The sequence below is a fragment of the Niallia sp. 03133 genome, from assembly GCF_052663225.1.
Window position 1 is genome coordinate 196571 of sequence record NZ_JBQTCY010000002.1, and the last position, 16160, is coordinate 212730.

Below are 16160 nucleotides of genomic sequence, written 5' to 3' on the forward strand. Positions count from 1 at the left end.
AGTATCGATTTACCTACTTTATTATTGGCGACTCGTTAGCAGCTGTGATTTGAATATCTGTTTCTAAATTAAGATCATATAAATTTCTGCGTGTAAAATTAGCCGATCCACTTATAATCGTAGATATTTTTTTGCCCTAAACCATCATCATTTTTGTAAGAAATTGTTCTTCACCTGTGTTGTACCATTTAATTTTCAAATGGGAATTATGTAATCTCATTAATTCGGCAGCAACAGGTATATTAGGTAAACCTGCTTTTTTATTTCCGAATGAATTTTGATTTGGATCTAAAATAATACGAATATTAACCTTTCGTTCTGCTGCAAATTTTAAAGCATCAACTACTTTTCGATCGGCAAGATATAACATGCCAATCCAAATGGTATCATCTTTTTTCGAATTATTTATACTGGCTAATACACTTTTCGGAATTTTACCTTCCGTTAATAAATGCACTTATTGATCAGACTTTTTTTCCTTTGTTTCGGTATAGGCAGGAAATTCAATATTATAAAAATGGATTGAATCAAAAAGCGGCATTATAGAATTTAAAATAAAATAGGATATTAAGGGTATGTGAAAATTAGGAAAACATACCCCGGGCATCTTATTGCCTTTTTTAAGATCCTAATTATTGGATCCCCCTATTAAAAGAAATACCCATTTGTTTGGAGAGGTGTCCGCTCGACTCCTACGGGAATAGCGAGACAGACGAGACCCCACAGGAGCAAAGCGACGAGGAGGCTCGGCGCTCGCCCCGTGGAAAGCGAGCGGTAAGCCTCGGAGAACAGAACGAAAATCCTTACTTCCTATTTAGTTGCTAATTTTCCTTTTTTTTTGAAGTTTCGCTTGATGACATTGGGTCTTACTGCCCGTTAAGAGTAGGATAAAAATAGCAAAAAAGCAAGCAGCTCCAAATAAATAGGAGCTGCTCACTTTGTCATTATATTAATTGATATTTTTTTAAAAACTTCTCTGCCCGTCCTCCTGATTCGCCAAATTTTTGGCGCCCAGTATAAAACGGATGTGTATCTGAGCTTACTTCCACCTTTATGACTGGATACACTTTTCCATCATTCCACTCCCTTGTTTCATTCGAACTTTTTGTCGATCCACTTAGGAAGGTATAACCGCTGACGGTATCTAAAAATAGAACTTGCTGGTAATCTGCATGGATATTTTGTTTCATTTTTATCACCTCACACTTAATATTAAACGAAATGATTACGGTTTTCAAATAATGTGATTTTATTTCAGAAAAAATGCGGAGATTTTACAAATACATGTTACAATAAACTTGCATAATACATAGAACGAAGGAGAGTTTGTTTTGATTACTGGATTATTATTTGTATTAGCCTATTTAATTGGGTCAATTCCTTCTGGGTTAATAATAGGGAAAGTATTTTACGGCATCGATATAAGGGAACACGGCAGCGGAAACTTAGGCGGTACCAATACTTTCCGTACACTTGGAAAAAAAGCAGGATTTGCTGTTACCTTTTCTGATATTTTAAAAGGTACGTTAGCAACACTATTGCCACTTTTATTTTCACTCGATACATCAGTTAACCCATTGGTATTTGGTGTTTTTGCTGTTATAGGACATATGTATCCAATTTTTGCAGGCTTTAAAGGTGGAAAAGCAGTTGCCACTTCTGCTGGTATTTTGTTAGGCCACGAACCATTACTGTTTTTATTTATTATTTTTGTATTTTTTATTACTTTATATCTTTCAAAATACGTGTCCTTGTCATCAATGACAGCAGGTGCAGCTGGATTGATTTATTCCCTGATTTTATGGGATGATAAACTTTTAATCACTATTTTAGCCATTTTGACTATTTTTGTTATTTATAGACATCGGGCAAATGTTGCTCGCATTGTCAATAAAACGGAACCAAAAATAAAATGGCTGTAAGAAGGGAAAACGAAACCAGAGAAAGTATGAAAGTCGTTTGGCAAAAATACACTAACTAAGCAGCCAGCGCATCTATAGATACCGAGCTGAATAATGTCAAACATTACTATTTTATGCTTTTTTGCCTTCTAAAAAGGGGTTGTCCCAAACAGCGTTGGGACAACCCCTTTTTTATAGATCTATTTAAAATTCATTAAAAAAAAGGAATTTTCATATAAACACTCTTTTTAAAAAATAACTGTATAAATATTACTAGGTAAATAAAAGGAAAATATTGAAATAAGAGTGGAATATTTTGTATGATAAATTTATTAATTGCCGATTATTTTATCACATAGATACAAATTAAAAATTCTTTCTTTTTAAATCAGCAAATTTTTAAGAAATTTGACATATCATGATTTATTTCGTCATAAACTTTAATGATTAAATGGTCATTGTATTGAAAACAAAATGGCAGGTAAAATAGAGGTTTGATAAGGGAAGAATTGAAGCTCTAACAAAAATCAATCGTCTCATTTCAACTATTGATTTTACTGCGTTTTTCCTGACAAGTTTCTTCCCGCCTTTATTCTTTCTACTTCTAATCCCTCATGCATAGAGATAAAGGGGTTACTGCCCATTAATAGAGGGATAGACTGTTAAATGCTGAAACTTTTTTCGAAAATACTTTACTAACAGATACACATAAAAATGCAGTCTCTAAAAGCGGGCACGGAACATGCGAAAAGCGGAGCAACGAAATAAGCGGGCATTTGTAGACAGCCTGTTGTAAAACTTATCTTTTTAAAGGATGGTATCTTTTATGAACTTATTAACAAATACAGTAGAAAAGCTTCCTTTTCCATACTTTTTAATCAATCAAGATCTGGAAATCATTCATACATCTATTTCTAACTCCCTTCCATTAAATTCATTAAGCTTTGCTGATTATCTGTGTACAGATATAGACGAATTTTCTTGTTTTTTAGAAAGCGATAATAATGAAATAGAATTATTCGTTCAGCTACCTGTTAATCAATATGAATCCTACTATCGCATCTATAAACAAAAAGAGGAACATTTATACCATTTGTTTTGCTTCCCCTTAAAGAAACAAGATCAAGATGTGGAAAAATTATCCGACCAAATTAAGAATCAACTACTTGAATTCCATCATCATATGAACGAACAAAAGAATTTTTTCCGTCAAACGATTAACACGTTTCGAGAACTGGCTCTCTCTAATGATTACAGTAAAAACATCGGGAAATTAGCAGCAGGCATTGCCCATGAAATTCGTAATCCATTAACAACTGTTAAAGGATTTATACAATTGATTAAACCACATCTGATAGAAATTAAAAAAGAGCGATATGCGGAGATTGCTTTGGAAGAGATAGACAGGGCCAACGACATTATTTTTGATTTTTTAAATGCCTCTAAACCAAAAGAAAACAACTGGGAGCATATTTCTATTAACATGCTTATTAATGACATTTGTACATTATTTGAAAGTGAATCTGCCATGAAAAATATCACGATTATAAGAGACTTAACAGATAAGTCACCATATGTTTATTTTAATGAAAAACAATTAAAACAGGTTTTAGTTAATATTATAAAAAATGCTTTTGAAGCTATTGAAGAAAGTCTCCACCAAAAAGCTGGAAAAATACATGCAACTACAATCTTAACGAATACTAATGTGATCATTATGGTGGAAGATAACGGCTGTGGAATTAGTGAGCAAGGTTTAGAAAAACTGTTTAATCCTTTTTTTACGACAAAAGGAACAGGAACGGGAATCGGATTAAGTGTTTGCAAAAAGATTGTGGAAGATTTCGGGGGTAGACTATACGCTGAAAGTGAAGTAAATAGCGGCACAACCTTTTATGTAGAACTTCCCCATTCTATGAAGCTATCATAATATTTATATACACAAGCTGTAATCAAATCGGAATTATACTCTTTATTTTTATCATAACAGGTTAACTGTAAAACCTAAATTAAGCATGTAAAAATTTATCGGCAAGGTTTTATTTACTTTATTTTGTATAAAACCTTGCTTATCTTTTACTAAAAAAATTTCGATTATTTGAACTTCCTGCTCTTCACTGTTACTCTAGCCAAACACTTATTAAAAGTTGTTTGCACGTTCATTTAGCAATTTTGCAGATTCTGTCACTTTGATGGTAGAGACATCAATTTCTTCCATAGCCTTTCCTACATGCTCCATTTTTTCTTCAACAATTGCAACCCCTTTTGTACTCTCTTGTACAGAAGATATGATTTTATTAAAAGTATTAAAAGTAGTTTTTGAAACTTCCTCCCCATCCTGCACTACCTCTTTTACTTTTTCAATACTTTGTGAAACATCCTTCATCGATTCATTTAATGTCATAACGAGACCGTTAATTTCTTTGATAGATTCTTTTGTTTGCTCCGCTAATTTACGAACTTCATTTGCAACAACTGCAAATCCCCTGCCATGTTCGCCAGCCCGAGCAGCTTCAATTGCCGAATTTAATGATAATAAATTGGTTTGATCAGCAATATTATGCACTTTTCGCACAAACAATGTAATCTTACTTAAGGAAGAGGAAAATGATTGTATTTTTTCTTCGACATGTTTCGTATGCATGGATATTTGCTGAATACTAGTATTGAGCGAACTCATTTCTTTTTGACCAACATTAGCATAATCCTTTGACTGTAAAATTTGTTCATTGCTTGAAGCCATCAACATCCTTGCCTGTTCACTATTCGAGAGTAAAGAAATAACAGCTATTTTTGTTTCTTCACTAAGTAATAATAATTCATCACTAGTGATAAGAATTTGTGCTTTTAATTCTTCCTTCATTTTTTTATGGATGATTTCTTTTTCCTGTAAATTCTTCTCTTCATAGGCTTCAATAACTAGCTGCTGTTCAAAATTGATAATTTTTAGAACAGCCTGAATGATGCAGTTTCTTTCTTGTTCATTTTGAATTTTTTCATAAAGGATATTTATAATTGCATTTTGGACATTTTGAAAAGCGGATAAATAAAATCGAGGCTGCAGCCCAATCATAAAATGCATGTTAGCAACTTTAAGCCTTACTTCAATAAAAGCATCATCAATTATTCCTTCAAATAAATCGATAATATGCTTTTTTAACGTTTTTTGCAGATTCTCTACTCTACTATGTTTATTAATAATAGTATTTAATTCGTCCACACTTAAAATGGTGTTATAAAAGGTGTTCACTATTCGATCAATTTCATTTTTAACAATTGGTTGAAATGCTTTTAAAATTCCCAAATCATTTTCGGTAAGATTAATCAATGCTAATTGCTGAACAATTTGTGGATTCATACTATGTATCTTGCCTGCATGGTCCTTTTCATTAAAAAAAAATGCAAATTTCGTTGTGCCTTTTCCAGTCCATAATTTCAATTAATTTCCTCTTCTCTTAAAAAAACTATTCTAGTTATAAATTGACAGATTATACTAAACATACTCAAAATTCGACATATATCGTTTTTATCGAAATATTCTGCGAATTATATGTAGATTGTTGCTATTGTCATATTTATTAGAATAAGTTCCGATAATTATTTTGTCAACATAATTTTTATCAATTAATAGCTAGTTATATCCTTAGTTTGCAAGAGTTTTTTTCTTGCATCTTTTTTATATTTTTTCCTTCTATCTTTTTATAAACCCAAAATAAGAGATAAGCTAGCTTTTTCTTTTTGCTAACAAAAATAAGGGATATTGCGGAAAAAGTCGAATTAAGCACTGTTTTTTGTTATTCTATTAATTGAAACTCCAACAGTGAAAAAAATACTGCCGGTAATGTTCATAAAGTAAGAAGCTGAATTTTCTTGTAAGTTTAAGAAAATGAAGTTTACATATATAGGTTTTCCAAATTTCGCATATGAAAAATACTTGTTTATTAGGAGAAAATAATGAAAAAAAAGTTACTCTTCTTTGCTGGTTTTAGTATTGCTATCTTATTATTTATATTGTTTAAAAATAACTTTTTCTCACATGAAAACATTAATATCAATCAACCAACAAAACAAATTGGTATTACTCCTAAAAAATATGAGCAATCTATTTCAATAGCTGCAGTAGGTGATATTCTTATTCATGACCGTGTTTACAAGGATGCACGAAATAATCATCATAAGTATGACTTTAAACCAATGCTAAAAAACGTAAAAGACCAATTGCATCAGCCTGATTTATTAATGGCAAATCAAGAAACAATTGTTGCCGGAGAAAGTATTGGTTTATCCAGCTATCCTTCTTTTAATAGCCCACATGAAATTGCTGATGCCATAAAAGATGCTGGAGTAAACATCGTGACTACAGCAAATAATCATGCTTTGGATCGAGGAGCAGATGCGCAGTTTAAATCGTTGACTTATTTAAGAAAAATAAAATTACCCTATGTTGGCACCTTTTTAAACAAAAAAGATCAGCAAACAATAAGAGTTTTAGAAAGAAATGGCGTGAAGGTTGCTTTTTTATCCTACACTTATGGTACAAATGGAATTCCCATTCCGGAGAACAAAAAGTTTATGATCAACATAATTGATAAACAGAAAATGAAAAAGGAAATTTCAACTGCCAAACAAAAAGCGGATATTATCGTAATGGGGATTCACTGGGGAATTGAATACCAACGATTTCCATCAAAGGAACAAGAGGACTTAGCACAATTTTTAGTGGATCAAGGGGTCAATATTGTATTTGGTGGGCATCCACATGTATTACAGCCAATGAAATGGCTGTATAATAAGCAAGGTGAAAAAGCGCTGGTTGTTTATTCTTTGGGCAATTTTTTATCAGGACAAGATGAAGCTTATCGTAATATAGGTGGCATGGCATCTGTAAAAGTTAAAAAATCGATTGAAAATGGAAAAACGAATATTCAATTAGAAAATCCTAGCTTTTATCCTACTTATGCATTTAGCCATCAAGATAAAGATTACAAACTCTTCCCTTTAAAGGAGGCAGAACAAGCGGGGCTAAAGAACGCACATAACGTTTATAAAGAAACAATGGATCATATGCTTGGAAAATTAAAATAGCCGATGTTTTTTAGGCTTGTAGAAATAATTCAATTCATATAGTCGCATAAAAAAAAGGTTTGTTTTATAATAAATATATGGCTACTCTTCATCCCATTACGGAATAAAAATAAATATTTTGTTTGCAATGTAAACCCTATTTAAGACGCAGCCAAATACACGAAAGAAAACGAGGTGAGCACTGCATGAAGATTTTTATTAGCGATAAAGCAGCATCTTGGTATAAAGATGAAATGTTGTTAAAGGACGGAGACTATGTTCGATTTTTTGCTCGTTATGGCGGATGCAGTACTGTTCAACAAGGTTTTTCCCTTGGCATTTCCAATGAGGAACCGATAAATATAGGTGTAAGTACAAATAAAAATGGAATTCAGTATTATATTGAAGAAAAAGATTTATGGTATTTTGATGGTAATGATTTATATGCAGAATTTAACGCTGATGCAAATGAGCCGGAATATCAATATACGGAAAAATAACTATAAAAAGAAACAGCAACGTAGGGATTTCTTTCCACTCTGTAGTAATGTTTTGGTTCCCTAAATCGGTTATTAATATGAAAACTACTAATGCCCTCCATTCTGATAATGGAGGGCATTAGTAGTTATAGTTTTATTATAATTCCTTCTTTATTTAAAATTTCTTTTTGTATGTTTCCAAGTAAGTCAAAATGAGAATAGCCATCTTTTCTTTTATGAATCCATTCTTTTTTTAGTCCGTAGTTTTGCCCCCATTTGATTAATTTTTCCATGTCTGAACAGCCAACCTTTGTGACGGTTTTACTTTCTGGAAATCGATCATCTAGCCAATAATGAGTTAAGAAGGCAATCTCTCCATTATCAATTTGCTTTTTCCATGCCAGCAGTTCTTTCTTTTTTATTCCAAAAGCCATTTTTTACTCTCCCTTGTGTTTTTTGCACCATAAATCTTCATTAAACAAAAAGTTTAGAATAATCAAGAGAGATCCAACTATTTAACAGGGGATTTTTTTATTTCTTCATATTTATGAAACCATTCAGGAAAGCATCTCTTAAAAGATTTTGGTTTAAAGCTCTCTTTTCCTACAATAATATGAGTAGAAGTACCTTCCACACATACGTCTCCTCCTTCTTTTTCCACTCTATATCCGTATGTTGTTTTTAAACCATCATTTCGTTCCACCCATGTATTTACAAATGCTTTATCTCCGTACCGCAAAGGTTTTTTATAGGTTGCTTGTATATCATATACAGGGGCAAAATATCCTTTTTTTTCCATTTCGACATAACTAAAACCAAGGTCTTCTATTAGTCCTCCTCTACCCAATTCAAAAAATTTCAGATAGTTGGCATGATAGATAACACCCATCATATCTGTATCCGCATAATACAATTGTATTTCTCTTGTTGAAACAAACTCATTATTCATTTACTTTTGAACCTCCATTATTAAGTGTACAAAGGAAGAGCACCAAATTATTTATTTGTGAAAAGAGAGATTGCATTACGCAAGTCTGTTTCCGAAAGTACGTTGTATAAACCTTCTTTTTCTTCCTTTTCCTCAATTATACGTAATGCCTGCAATTGCACCGCTTCATCGATTAAATTAGTCGCAAACCGTCCATTACCACCGGTAGAAATCGTATTTAGCTCTTTCACTAAATAGGCAATACCTTCTTCGGATATTATATAGTCATAAATAGTAGCATACGTTTTCATTATGTCAATTAATTCTAGCGACGTGTAATCTTCGAAATGAATATATTTTTTAAAACGAGATTTTAAACCAGGATTGCTTTTTAATAATTCTTCCGTTTCATTTGGGTAGCCTGCTAAAATTACTACTAAATTTTCATTATGCTTTGTCATTTCCATTACTAAAGTATCTATTACTTCTTTGCCAAAGTCTTGATTAGATCCATTTATTAAGGAATATGCTTCATCAATAAATAAAACTCCGCCAAGAGCTTCTTTGATCTTCTTTTTTGTTTTCATTGCTGATTGACCTACATAACCTGCTACTAGATCAGCTCTGCTTGTTATGATCAAATGTCCTCTTTTTAACATGCCGCAATCCTTTAAAAATTGAGCATATAGTTTAGCCACTGTTGTTTTTCCTGTTCCCGGGTTTCCAGTAAACACTGCGTGCAACTGAATAGGCAGGATCGTTTGTCCCTTTTCGCGTCTTAAATTCTGCATTTTCAAAAAGGCAATCATTTTTTTGATTTCTGCTTTTACTGCTGTTAACCCAATCAAACCTTCTAATTCTTCTGCAGGATTCTCCGATTCTTCCATTTCTTTAAGTTCAAAATCTTCTTTATCTAAAAGAGTATACATTAAAATATGATCGGAATTGGTGCTTTGAGAGCCTTTTTTGAATATAGCATCAAGCACTATATTTTTAACTGCTCGAGCATTGCCGAAGCTTTCGTCAACCTCTTCTTTCTCCAATCTTTTTATCAGTTCTTGTTTACCTCTTTCTGTAATAACATAATCGTTGTCCCTTGCAATTTTTTCACCGATTTCCAATAACTCTTCTTTTGAATAATTAGGAAGATCGATCAAATTAGAAGTCGGGAATCGGCTTCTTAATCCGTGATTGCTATCTAAAAATTGTCTCATTTCTTCAGGATAGCCAGCTAATATTACAGCAAATTTTCCGCCGAACTCAGATCCAGTCATTAAAGACACTAATGTATCAATTGCTGCTTGTCCATAATCATTTCCTGATTGGCCGTCTCTTTTTAAACTGTATGCTTCATCAATAAAAAGCACTCCACCTAATGCTTGTTTTACAATGGAACGTACATTTTCTTCTGTTTGCCCCATAAAACCGCCAATTAATTGGGAACGATCCACCTCTACCACTTCGCTGCTTGGCAGTACTCCTAACTCAAAATAAATATTAGCTAACAACCGGGCTAATGTTGTTTTTCCCGTGCCAGGATTTCCTGTAAAAATCATATTTAAGCTTAATTCATCTTGAATCGTAAATCCTAAATTTTTTCGCGAATTTTGATATTTTAAAAAACGGTAAAAATCTTTTACTCTTTTTTTAACCTTTTTTAATCCGATCATTTGCTGTAATTCTTCTAAGGAAGATTGGAGTTTCTCTTCATTTGCATCTTCGATAAATAGCTGATTCCATTCTTGCTTGTAAGCATTTAGTTCTTCTAATATTTTTTTTACACTTTCATAATAAACAGAAGTATGGAAAACTCCACTGATTGATTCTTCATATTCTTCAGCAGATTTTAATAACTCGGATGTTTTAATAATTATTTTTTTTAAAAGTGCAATGATTTCTTGATATCTACTAATAGAAGATAGATTGCTAAATCCTTTTGCAGCTGTAAATTGTGACTCCAGCTTTTCCATATCCTCTTCTCTATCGTTTAGAAACTTTCTGCATATGGTTATATATTGTTCTGCTACTTTTCGTTTTGCTGTTCGATTATCGGTTTCTCTTATAGAAGGAAACGCCAAATCTTGAAGAAGATTACGGTAATTCTGCCAATCATGCTGAGATAAATAATTTGCCGCTTTTTTGTTGCCTGGATTTAATTGCTGTGCCTTATTCAACCATGCAACGGCAACGGTATCTTGATCTTTTTTTTCCATTCTTGCCAAAGCAGCAACTGTTAATAACGCGGATATCTCTTTTCCGTTATTTATTTCATCTAAAGTAGAAATTATCTGCAATAATTTTTCTTCTTTTATCTTTATTCCTTTTTCAAAATAATCTATTTCAATTTGTTGGATTTCTGAATCCAAACTTTGATTTTTTTTGTTTTCTATATTCATATCGTTCACATCACTCTATCCATATTCTTATGTATTAGCATTCACCTTATACTACCATATTCCTATTCGTTCGTTAATTAATATGAAAGATATTAAAGATCATAAAAAGCTCTCGTTTCTATTTCAAACGAGAGCTTTTTTTCATTCGCCTTTTGTTTGGATAACTTGAGGATGTTGACCAGATTTATCTTGCATTTGTTTCCCCTTATTTCCACCAAAACCTTTAGATTGCGTTCCAATATGACTAGGAACAAAATGTTTGCTGTCTTTTTTAGGATTGCCCATCATATCATCTCCTTCCTTCTTATTGTACGCAAAGAATAAAAGATAATAGATGGAAATAACTTACTTACAGTGTAGATTATTTTCTCAAACATCCGATTGATAGAAAACGTTTGCATTTTTCAGATCTTGAAGTCTTCTAAGCGGCGAAATTATTCATATAAGTAAATGAGCATCCTAATAGGCATTCAATAGAGCACAGCCTAAACAGCTTACTATCGAACCTCTTTTAATAATTTTTTACCAAGTCTTTCTTCTAGTCTTTCTTCTAACTTTTCAATTGCTTCCCTATCTCTTAATAGTTGAAGTTTGTTTTCTGCAACCAATTCTTGAAATGAACGTTTACGTGGTTTTCTCATTAATTTTACTCCTTCTAATAGGTTATTGTTTATCTTTTCCAATAACTCTTTTAATTATTACAATTTTTCGAAAAATTTATCTTCTAATTATTTTTTAGAACTATAAGCTAATTCAGAAAATTAAGATAACTAAATATAAACTACTATCACTTCTGTTTTATTATAACTTATTTCAATTAAATTAGCAAACGCTTTCATTGTTTTTTTGTAAATTCTTTCATTATTTCCAACGGCATTGCCGAATAAAATTTATGCTGTATAATTCCCTTCTCATCAATAAAAAAAGTAGTGGGTATAGTGATTATCTTATACAATTCATTTACCTTATCTTTATCATCTAATAAAATGGGGAATGTTAATTGCATATTCTGAACAAAATCAAATACATCTTCCTTCCCATCTATATTTACTGCTAAAATAACAACATCTTCATGTTTTTCTTTATTAAACTGCTGAATAATAGGCATTTCTTTTTTACAAGGAGGACACCATGTGGCCCAAAAATTCAACATGACTATTTTCCCTTGAAAATCAGATAATCTAATAGTTTTACCCGCAAGATTATTTAATGTAAAATCAGGAGCCTTATCGCCAACTTCTATTTCTTTTGCATCATTTTGGGCTGCTTTTACATTATGACCCATTAACAATATACTGAATATACTTAAGCACATCATTTTTTTTATCATCATTTCGTTCCTTTCAAATTGTTCTTCCATAATATAATAACCAATTGACTTTATCTTTACTTGATTTTTTTTAATCTATTTTCGTTTGGATGCGTAAAATTACATTTAAAAAGCAACAGCTGCTACACTGTTGCCTTCGTTTTAATCTATATAAATGATTTTACCTGTTTCTGCTGATATTTCCATGCCCACATTTTTCCCATTTTTTTGAATTACTTCAAGGTCATAAAAATATAAACCAGCTTCTTCATCCAGTTCAATTTCTTCTATTGTTCCTGCTGCCTTCTTTAAGGCTATTTGTTTTGCTTGTTCCACTGTAATTTTTATATTTTCTTTCATTGCTTTTTTTGTAGTTATCTTGCCTGTATCGGCATTTATATAAACTTCATCGTCCTTATCTTGATTAATAACATTATCTTGAAATTCCACTTGGTATATTTTTTCACCATTTGGATTTACTTCTAAATCAACTTCTTCTATGTTCTTATTTGTACTTTCTTGAGCTAATTTTTTAGCTTCCGCAACCGAAATTGTGGTTGGATTTACGAAAGAATTTTCTGAGAGTGGACTTGAAGATTCCTTTCCTATATAAAATGCAGCTACGCTAATCATAACAATAGCAGCAATTCCTATGCTAATTTTCCTCCAATTATTTTTCATATTTTATTCCTCCTTTTTTCTATACCATTATCTTACCTTTGAAAAATGAGATGAAAGAAGTAGAAAAATGAGAAATTGCTGAGAATTTGAGAACACTTTGCATAGAAAAAAGAGGATTTATACTAATCCTCTTCAGAGTGTCGAAAAAGTAAGGCTGCAAAAATTCAGGCTGATTGAAAACGTTTATCTATCAAAGAACGACCCTTTTCGAGGAGCAGCGGGCAACAGGATGTTGGTCAGAACGACGTTTTCACAGGCTCGCAGGATGCGAGTCAATCGATGTTGCAACAGACTAGCAGGACGTTAGTCAATCGACGAAGACATAAGGACGTGGCGAAATTAGTCGATTTTCCTTAAATACGTACTTAGTCGTTCATCCTCTGTTACCCAGTAATGAGCACCGCAGAAAACGGGGAGTGACGAAGAGAGCGAACGTTTTTCGGGCAGCCTGAGGGATTTACGCTAATCCTCTTCCCAATTGATGGATACAACTTGGCCACTATATGCATTAATATATATTTTAACTTCTTTTTCTTGCCTCGTTTTTATATCTATTTCGTAAACTAATTGATTATCTTCCTCTTCCAAATCTATATCGGTTATCGTACCAGATACTTCTTTAAGGGCCGTTTCTTTTGCTGTTTCTTCCTTAATCGTTCCAATTTCTTCTTTATTTTTTATACGTAGTTCTGCAGTTTGCTTATTTACTAAAAATGACTTTTCTGTTCCATTATTTTCTAACATTATGTGAAAATAATCTATTCCGTTTTCTGTTACTTGATCAACTGAAATAACATTTCCTTCATATTTTAACAGTAGTTGTTTTACCGCTTCTTCGCTTGTTAATCGTTTTTGAGTTTTGCTGATTTTTTTTGATAAGACAGTGATATTTGAAATGTTTCCAGTCACAGCATGAATAGTAATCAAATATTCGCCTTTCGTATTATCTAATTTTGCTTCGTAACTATCAATCGCATTTTGTTTTTTTTCTCGTATAAAAGAAATCTTTCCTTCGTATTTACTTGCTACTATCTTTTTTACTTGCTCCTTGGTTAAACTATCCTGTTTATTAAAAAATACGAAGGAGATAACAAGGAATATTGCTACAACCAGAATAATAAACACTAATTGCAGCCATTTTCGTTTTTTCATTCGTTTTTCATCTCTCCTTTGTGAGTATTATTCACAGGAAACTGACAGATAATTTTTGTACCTTTACCAATATCACTTTTTACTTCAATCGTACCTTTATGCGATTCCATTATTTTTTTTGCAATAGCTAAACCTAACCCTGTTCCGCCCATTTCTCTATTTCTTGCTTTATCCACACGATAAAAACGTTCAAAAATAAGATCCTGTTCTTCCAGATTTATTCCAATCCCTTTATCCGCCACTTCTACTAATACGGAGGTATTCGATTTCTTCACATTTAGATTTATGATATCAGAACTGTATTTAATTGCATTATCTAATAAAATAAATAATACTTGTTTTATTTGCTTCTCATCTCCATACATCCATATGTTCTCTTCATCATTTTTCACTAGAATTTTTCTATTATAAGTCATTTCCATTTTCCGAGCACTTTGTTGACAGATAGTAAGAAGATTAAGATGGTTCCTATCCCCTTTCCATCCCCCATCGTCCTTTGCCAATTCGAGCATCTGATTGGTCATCTCTTTCATTCGGATTGACTCAGAGTGAATAGCTTCTACAGCCTCTTGAAGCACATCTTCTCTTTTCATTCCCCATCTTTTTAACATATTTGCATAACTTTCTATCACGGTTAAAGGTGTTTTTAATTCATGGGATGCATCTGAAACAAATTGCTTTTGTTGATTGAACTGCCGCTTTAATATGGAAATCATATTGTTAAATGTTGTTCCTAATTGATATATTTCATCCTTTTTAGTTTCTTTAAGAACAATGTTTTTTAATTCGCCATTTTCTCTTATTTCCTCCATAGTGATAATCAATGATTGGATAGGATTCAAAATAATATTTGCTAATAATCTTCCAGCAAAAAAGGTAGGAATTATAATGATAATCGATGCAGTAACTAAAATGAACCTTAGAATTTGTAAAATTGCGAATGTACTTTGAATATTTTCTGTAAGTTCCAACGTAACAACATCTCCAGTATGCCAAATAACAGGAATTGTTGTAACAGCAAAATACGTTTTATTCTTATTGACTATTCGCTCTGTCTGGTTATTAGTAAATTGAGTCTTTATCTCTGCATATTCTGCATTTTTAGTGGAAGTAAATATTATTGAATTATTGTTATTTATAATTCGAATCATTCCATCTGTAGGTACATACGCACGGAGAAAACTATCTGTATTGGCAGAACTAGAAAGCGGGCGCAGACTTTCAACAATTTGCTCCATCTGACTGGTTGTTTTATGAATATTATCGGTAACCATCAGCTTTTGAAATAAAAAGTAAATAAGCATATTCACTATTAGCAAAGCAAGGCACAGAAAAAAAGTAGAAAAAAGCTGAATTTTTGATCTTATTTTCAAAACGTATCACCCTTTACCATATAACCGACACCACGAACTGTATGAATAATAGGAAACGAAAAATGATAATCGATTTTTTTTCGAACATACCGAATATACACATCTACGATATTCGTGTCTCCCATATAGTCATATCCCCAAACATTACTTAAAATTTGTTCTCTTGTAAGCACAATATTTTTATTTTCAAGTAAATATACTAATAATTCAAATTCTCTCGGCGTTAAGTCTATTTCTTCATTTGCTCTTATAACACGATACGATTTAACAAATACTTTCAAATCAAAAACCTCTAAAACTTTTTCCTGTTCTTGTTTATGCAGATGCTGGCTGATTCGAAGAGCACTTCGGATTCTTGCTAGCAGTTCCTCTATTTGAAAAGGCTTTGTTACATAATCATTTGCCCCTAAATCAAGTCCCACTACTTTATCAGGGATTGAATCCCTTGCAGTCAAAAGGATAACAGGGACATTGTTATTGCTATTTCTAATTCGTCTTAATACCTCTAAACCACTTAATTCTGGCAGCATTACATCTAGTAAAACGAGATTCCAATCCTCATTCATCACTCTTTCTAAACCTTTTGCTCCTGTAAATTCAGCTTCCACATCGTATCCTTCATATTCTAATTCCATTGAAATGACTCTTGCTATTTTTCTCTCATCTTCCACGATAAGAATTTTATCTCTTTTCAAAAATAATCTCCTCTTTTTCTAATTTTTGTCTAACATTTTTATTAACAAGGGATTCTTCATTCATTGATCCCACTCTTAACGGGCAGTAAAACCTCCACCTCAAGATGCTGAGAAATCGAGGAAGCTAGGTGTTGAAACTCGCCCGTAAAGATCCGAGGGAGGTACACAAACGAAGGTCGCCA

The 16160-nt window shown here is 32.3% G+C and carries 17 protein-coding genes; 4 read left to right on the plus strand and 13 right to left on the minus strand.

Annotation, left to right across the window (positions count from 1 at the left end; all coding sequences use genetic code 11):
• Positions 1 to 136: 136 nt before the first annotated feature.
• Together ACTYBU_RS03380 and ACTYBU_RS03385 are read right to left on the minus strand one after the other, a co-directional pair.
• A complete protein-coding gene (locus ACTYBU_RS03380; RefSeq protein WP_445487159.1) occupies positions 137 to 457 on the minus strand; it encodes a phospholipase D-like domain-containing protein in 321 nt (106 codons plus the stop codon).
• Between the two features lie 487 nt (positions 458 to 944).
• Complete coding sequence (locus ACTYBU_RS03385) at positions 945 to 1190, minus strand: type B 50S ribosomal protein L31 (protein WP_445487161.1); 246 nt, start codon at positions 1188 to 1190, stop codon at positions 945 to 947.
• A gap of 141 nt (positions 1191 to 1331) precedes the next feature.
• Between ACTYBU_RS03385 and plsY the strand changes: the two genes are divergently transcribed.
• Together plsY and ACTYBU_RS03395 are read left to right on the plus strand one after the other, a co-directional pair.
• Positions 1332 to 1922, plus strand: coding sequence for a glycerol-3-phosphate 1-O-acyltransferase PlsY (plsY, locus tag ACTYBU_RS03390; RefSeq protein WP_445487163.1), 591 nt, complete (start codon positions 1332 to 1334; stop codon positions 1920 to 1922).
• Positions 1923 to 2727: 805 nt separating this feature from the next.
• The gene (locus ACTYBU_RS03395) at positions 2728 to 3831 is read left to right on the plus strand and encodes an ATP-binding protein (RefSeq protein ID WP_445487165.1); all 1104 of its coding nucleotides are present in this window, start codon (positions 2728 to 2730) and stop codon (positions 3829 to 3831) included.
• Positions 3832 to 4041: 210 nt separating this feature from the next.
• Here the strand turns inward: ACTYBU_RS03395 and ACTYBU_RS03400 are convergent, their stop codons facing one another.
• Positions 4042 to 5340: a protoglobin domain-containing protein gene (locus tag ACTYBU_RS03400; protein WP_445487166.1), complete on the minus strand. Its 1299-nt coding sequence runs from the start codon at positions 5338 to 5340 to the stop codon at positions 4042 to 4044.
• A 515-nt stretch (positions 5341 to 5855) separates the two neighbouring features.
• Between ACTYBU_RS03400 and ACTYBU_RS03405 the strand changes: the two genes are divergently transcribed.
• Positions 5856 to 6986, plus strand: coding sequence for a CapA family protein (locus ACTYBU_RS03405; RefSeq protein ID WP_445487167.1), 1131 nt, complete (start codon positions 5856 to 5858; stop codon positions 6984 to 6986).
• Positions 6987 to 7171: 185 nt separating this feature from the next.
• Positions 7172 to 7465, plus strand: coding sequence for a HesB/YadR/YfhF family protein (locus ACTYBU_RS03410; protein ID WP_445487168.1), 294 nt, complete (start codon positions 7172 to 7174; stop codon positions 7463 to 7465).
• Positions 7466 to 7590: 125 nt separating this feature from the next.
• Here the strand turns inward: ACTYBU_RS03410 and ACTYBU_RS03415 are convergent, their stop codons facing one another.
• The 10 genes from ACTYBU_RS03415 to ACTYBU_RS03460 all read right to left on the minus strand — a co-directional run bounded on the left by ACTYBU_RS03415 (position 7591) and on the right by ACTYBU_RS03460 (position 15978).
• The gene (locus tag ACTYBU_RS03415; protein ID WP_445487169.1) at positions 7591 to 7878 is read right to left on the minus strand and encodes a hypothetical protein; all 288 of its coding nucleotides are present in this window, start codon (positions 7876 to 7878) and stop codon (positions 7591 to 7593) included.
• A gap of 77 nt (positions 7879 to 7955) precedes the next feature.
• On the minus strand, positions 7956 to 8393 hold the full coding sequence (locus ACTYBU_RS03420; protein WP_445487171.1) for an acyl-CoA thioesterase: 438 nt from the start codon (positions 8391 to 8393) through the stop codon (positions 7956 to 7958).
• 47 nt (positions 8394 to 8440) lie between these two features.
• The gene (locus ACTYBU_RS03425) at positions 8441 to 10768 is read right to left on the minus strand and encodes an AAA family ATPase (protein WP_445487173.1); all 2328 of its coding nucleotides are present in this window, start codon (positions 10766 to 10768) and stop codon (positions 8441 to 8443) included.
• A gap of 141 nt (positions 10769 to 10909) precedes the next feature.
• Positions 10910 to 11053, minus strand: coding sequence for an acid-soluble spore protein N (locus ACTYBU_RS03430; protein WP_445487175.1), 144 nt, complete (start codon positions 11051 to 11053; stop codon positions 10910 to 10912).
• A 212-nt stretch (positions 11054 to 11265) separates the two neighbouring features.
• Complete coding sequence (locus tag ACTYBU_RS03435; protein ID WP_445487176.1) at positions 11266 to 11409, minus strand: FbpB family small basic protein; 144 nt, start codon at positions 11407 to 11409, stop codon at positions 11266 to 11268.
• A 194-nt stretch (positions 11410 to 11603) separates the two neighbouring features.
• Positions 11604 to 12128 carry a peroxiredoxin family protein gene (locus tag ACTYBU_RS03440; RefSeq protein WP_445487178.1) on the minus strand — a complete coding sequence of 175 codons (525 nt, stop codon included), beginning with the start codon at positions 12126 to 12128 and terminating at the stop codon, positions 11604 to 11606.
• Positions 12129 to 12239: 111 nt separating this feature from the next.
• Positions 12240 to 12758, minus strand: coding sequence for a PepSY domain-containing protein (locus ACTYBU_RS03445; RefSeq protein WP_445487179.1), 519 nt, complete (start codon positions 12756 to 12758; stop codon positions 12240 to 12242).
• A 462-nt stretch (positions 12759 to 13220) separates the two neighbouring features.
• On the minus strand, positions 13221 to 13910 hold the full coding sequence (locus tag ACTYBU_RS03450) for a PepSY domain-containing protein (RefSeq protein ID WP_445487180.1): 690 nt from the start codon (positions 13908 to 13910) through the stop codon (positions 13221 to 13223).
• Positions 13907 to 15283 carry a sensor histidine kinase gene (locus ACTYBU_RS03455; protein WP_445487181.1) on the minus strand — a complete coding sequence of 459 codons (1377 nt, stop codon included), beginning with the start codon at positions 15281 to 15283 and terminating at the stop codon, positions 13907 to 13909. The genes ACTYBU_RS03450 and ACTYBU_RS03455 overlap by 4 nt, the downstream gene beginning before the upstream one ends.
• Complete coding sequence (locus tag ACTYBU_RS03460) at positions 15280 to 15978, minus strand: response regulator transcription factor (RefSeq protein WP_445487183.1); 699 nt, start codon at positions 15976 to 15978, stop codon at positions 15280 to 15282. The genes ACTYBU_RS03455 and ACTYBU_RS03460 overlap by 4 nt, the downstream gene beginning before the upstream one ends.
• Positions 15979 to 16160 lie beyond the last annotated feature (182 nt).

Bases quoted from the DNA above. Each gene is read 5' to 3' on its own strand.
- ACTYBU_RS03385 (WP_445487161.1), bottom strand. From the start codon at position 1,190: ATGAAACAAAATATCCATGCAGATTACCAGCAAGTTCTATTTTTAGAT.
- ACTYBU_RS03450 (WP_445487180.1), bottom strand. From the start codon at position 13,910: ATGAAAAAACGAAAATGGCTGCAATTAGTGTTTATTATTCTGGTTGTA.
- ACTYBU_RS03395 (WP_445487165.1), top strand. From the start codon at position 2,728: ATGAACTTATTAACAAATACAGTAGAAAAGCTTCCTTTTCCATACTTT.
- ACTYBU_RS03415 (WP_445487169.1), bottom strand. From the start codon at position 7,878: ATGGCTTTTGGAATAAAAAAGAAAGAACTGCTGGCATGGAAAAAGCAA.
- ACTYBU_RS03410 (WP_445487168.1), top strand. From the start codon at position 7,172: ATGAAGATTTTTATTAGCGATAAAGCAGCATCTTGGTATAAAGATGAA.
- ACTYBU_RS03420 (WP_445487171.1), bottom strand. From the start codon at position 8,393: ATGAATAATGAGTTTGTTTCAACAAGAGAAATACAATTGTATTATGCG.
- ACTYBU_RS03445 (WP_445487179.1), bottom strand. From the start codon at position 12,758: ATGAAAAATAATTGGAGGAAAATTAGCATAGGAATTGCTGCTATTGTT.
- ACTYBU_RS03435 (WP_445487176.1), bottom strand. From the start codon at position 11,409: ATGAGAAAACCACGTAAACGTTCATTTCAAGAATTGGTTGCAGAAAAC.
- ACTYBU_RS03405 (WP_445487167.1), top strand. From the start codon at position 5,856: ATGAAAAAAAAGTTACTCTTCTTTGCTGGTTTTAGTATTGCTATCTTA.
- ACTYBU_RS03440 (WP_445487178.1), bottom strand. From the start codon at position 12,128: ATGGAAGAACAATTTGAAAGGAACGAAATGATGATAAAAAAAATGATG.
- ACTYBU_RS03430 (WP_445487175.1), bottom strand. From the start codon at position 11,053: ATGGGCAATCCTAAAAAAGACAGCAAACATTTTGTTCCTAGTCATATT.
- ACTYBU_RS03425 (WP_445487173.1), bottom strand. From the start codon at position 10,768: ATGAATATAGAAAACAAAAAAAATCAAAGTTTGGATTCAGAAATCCAA.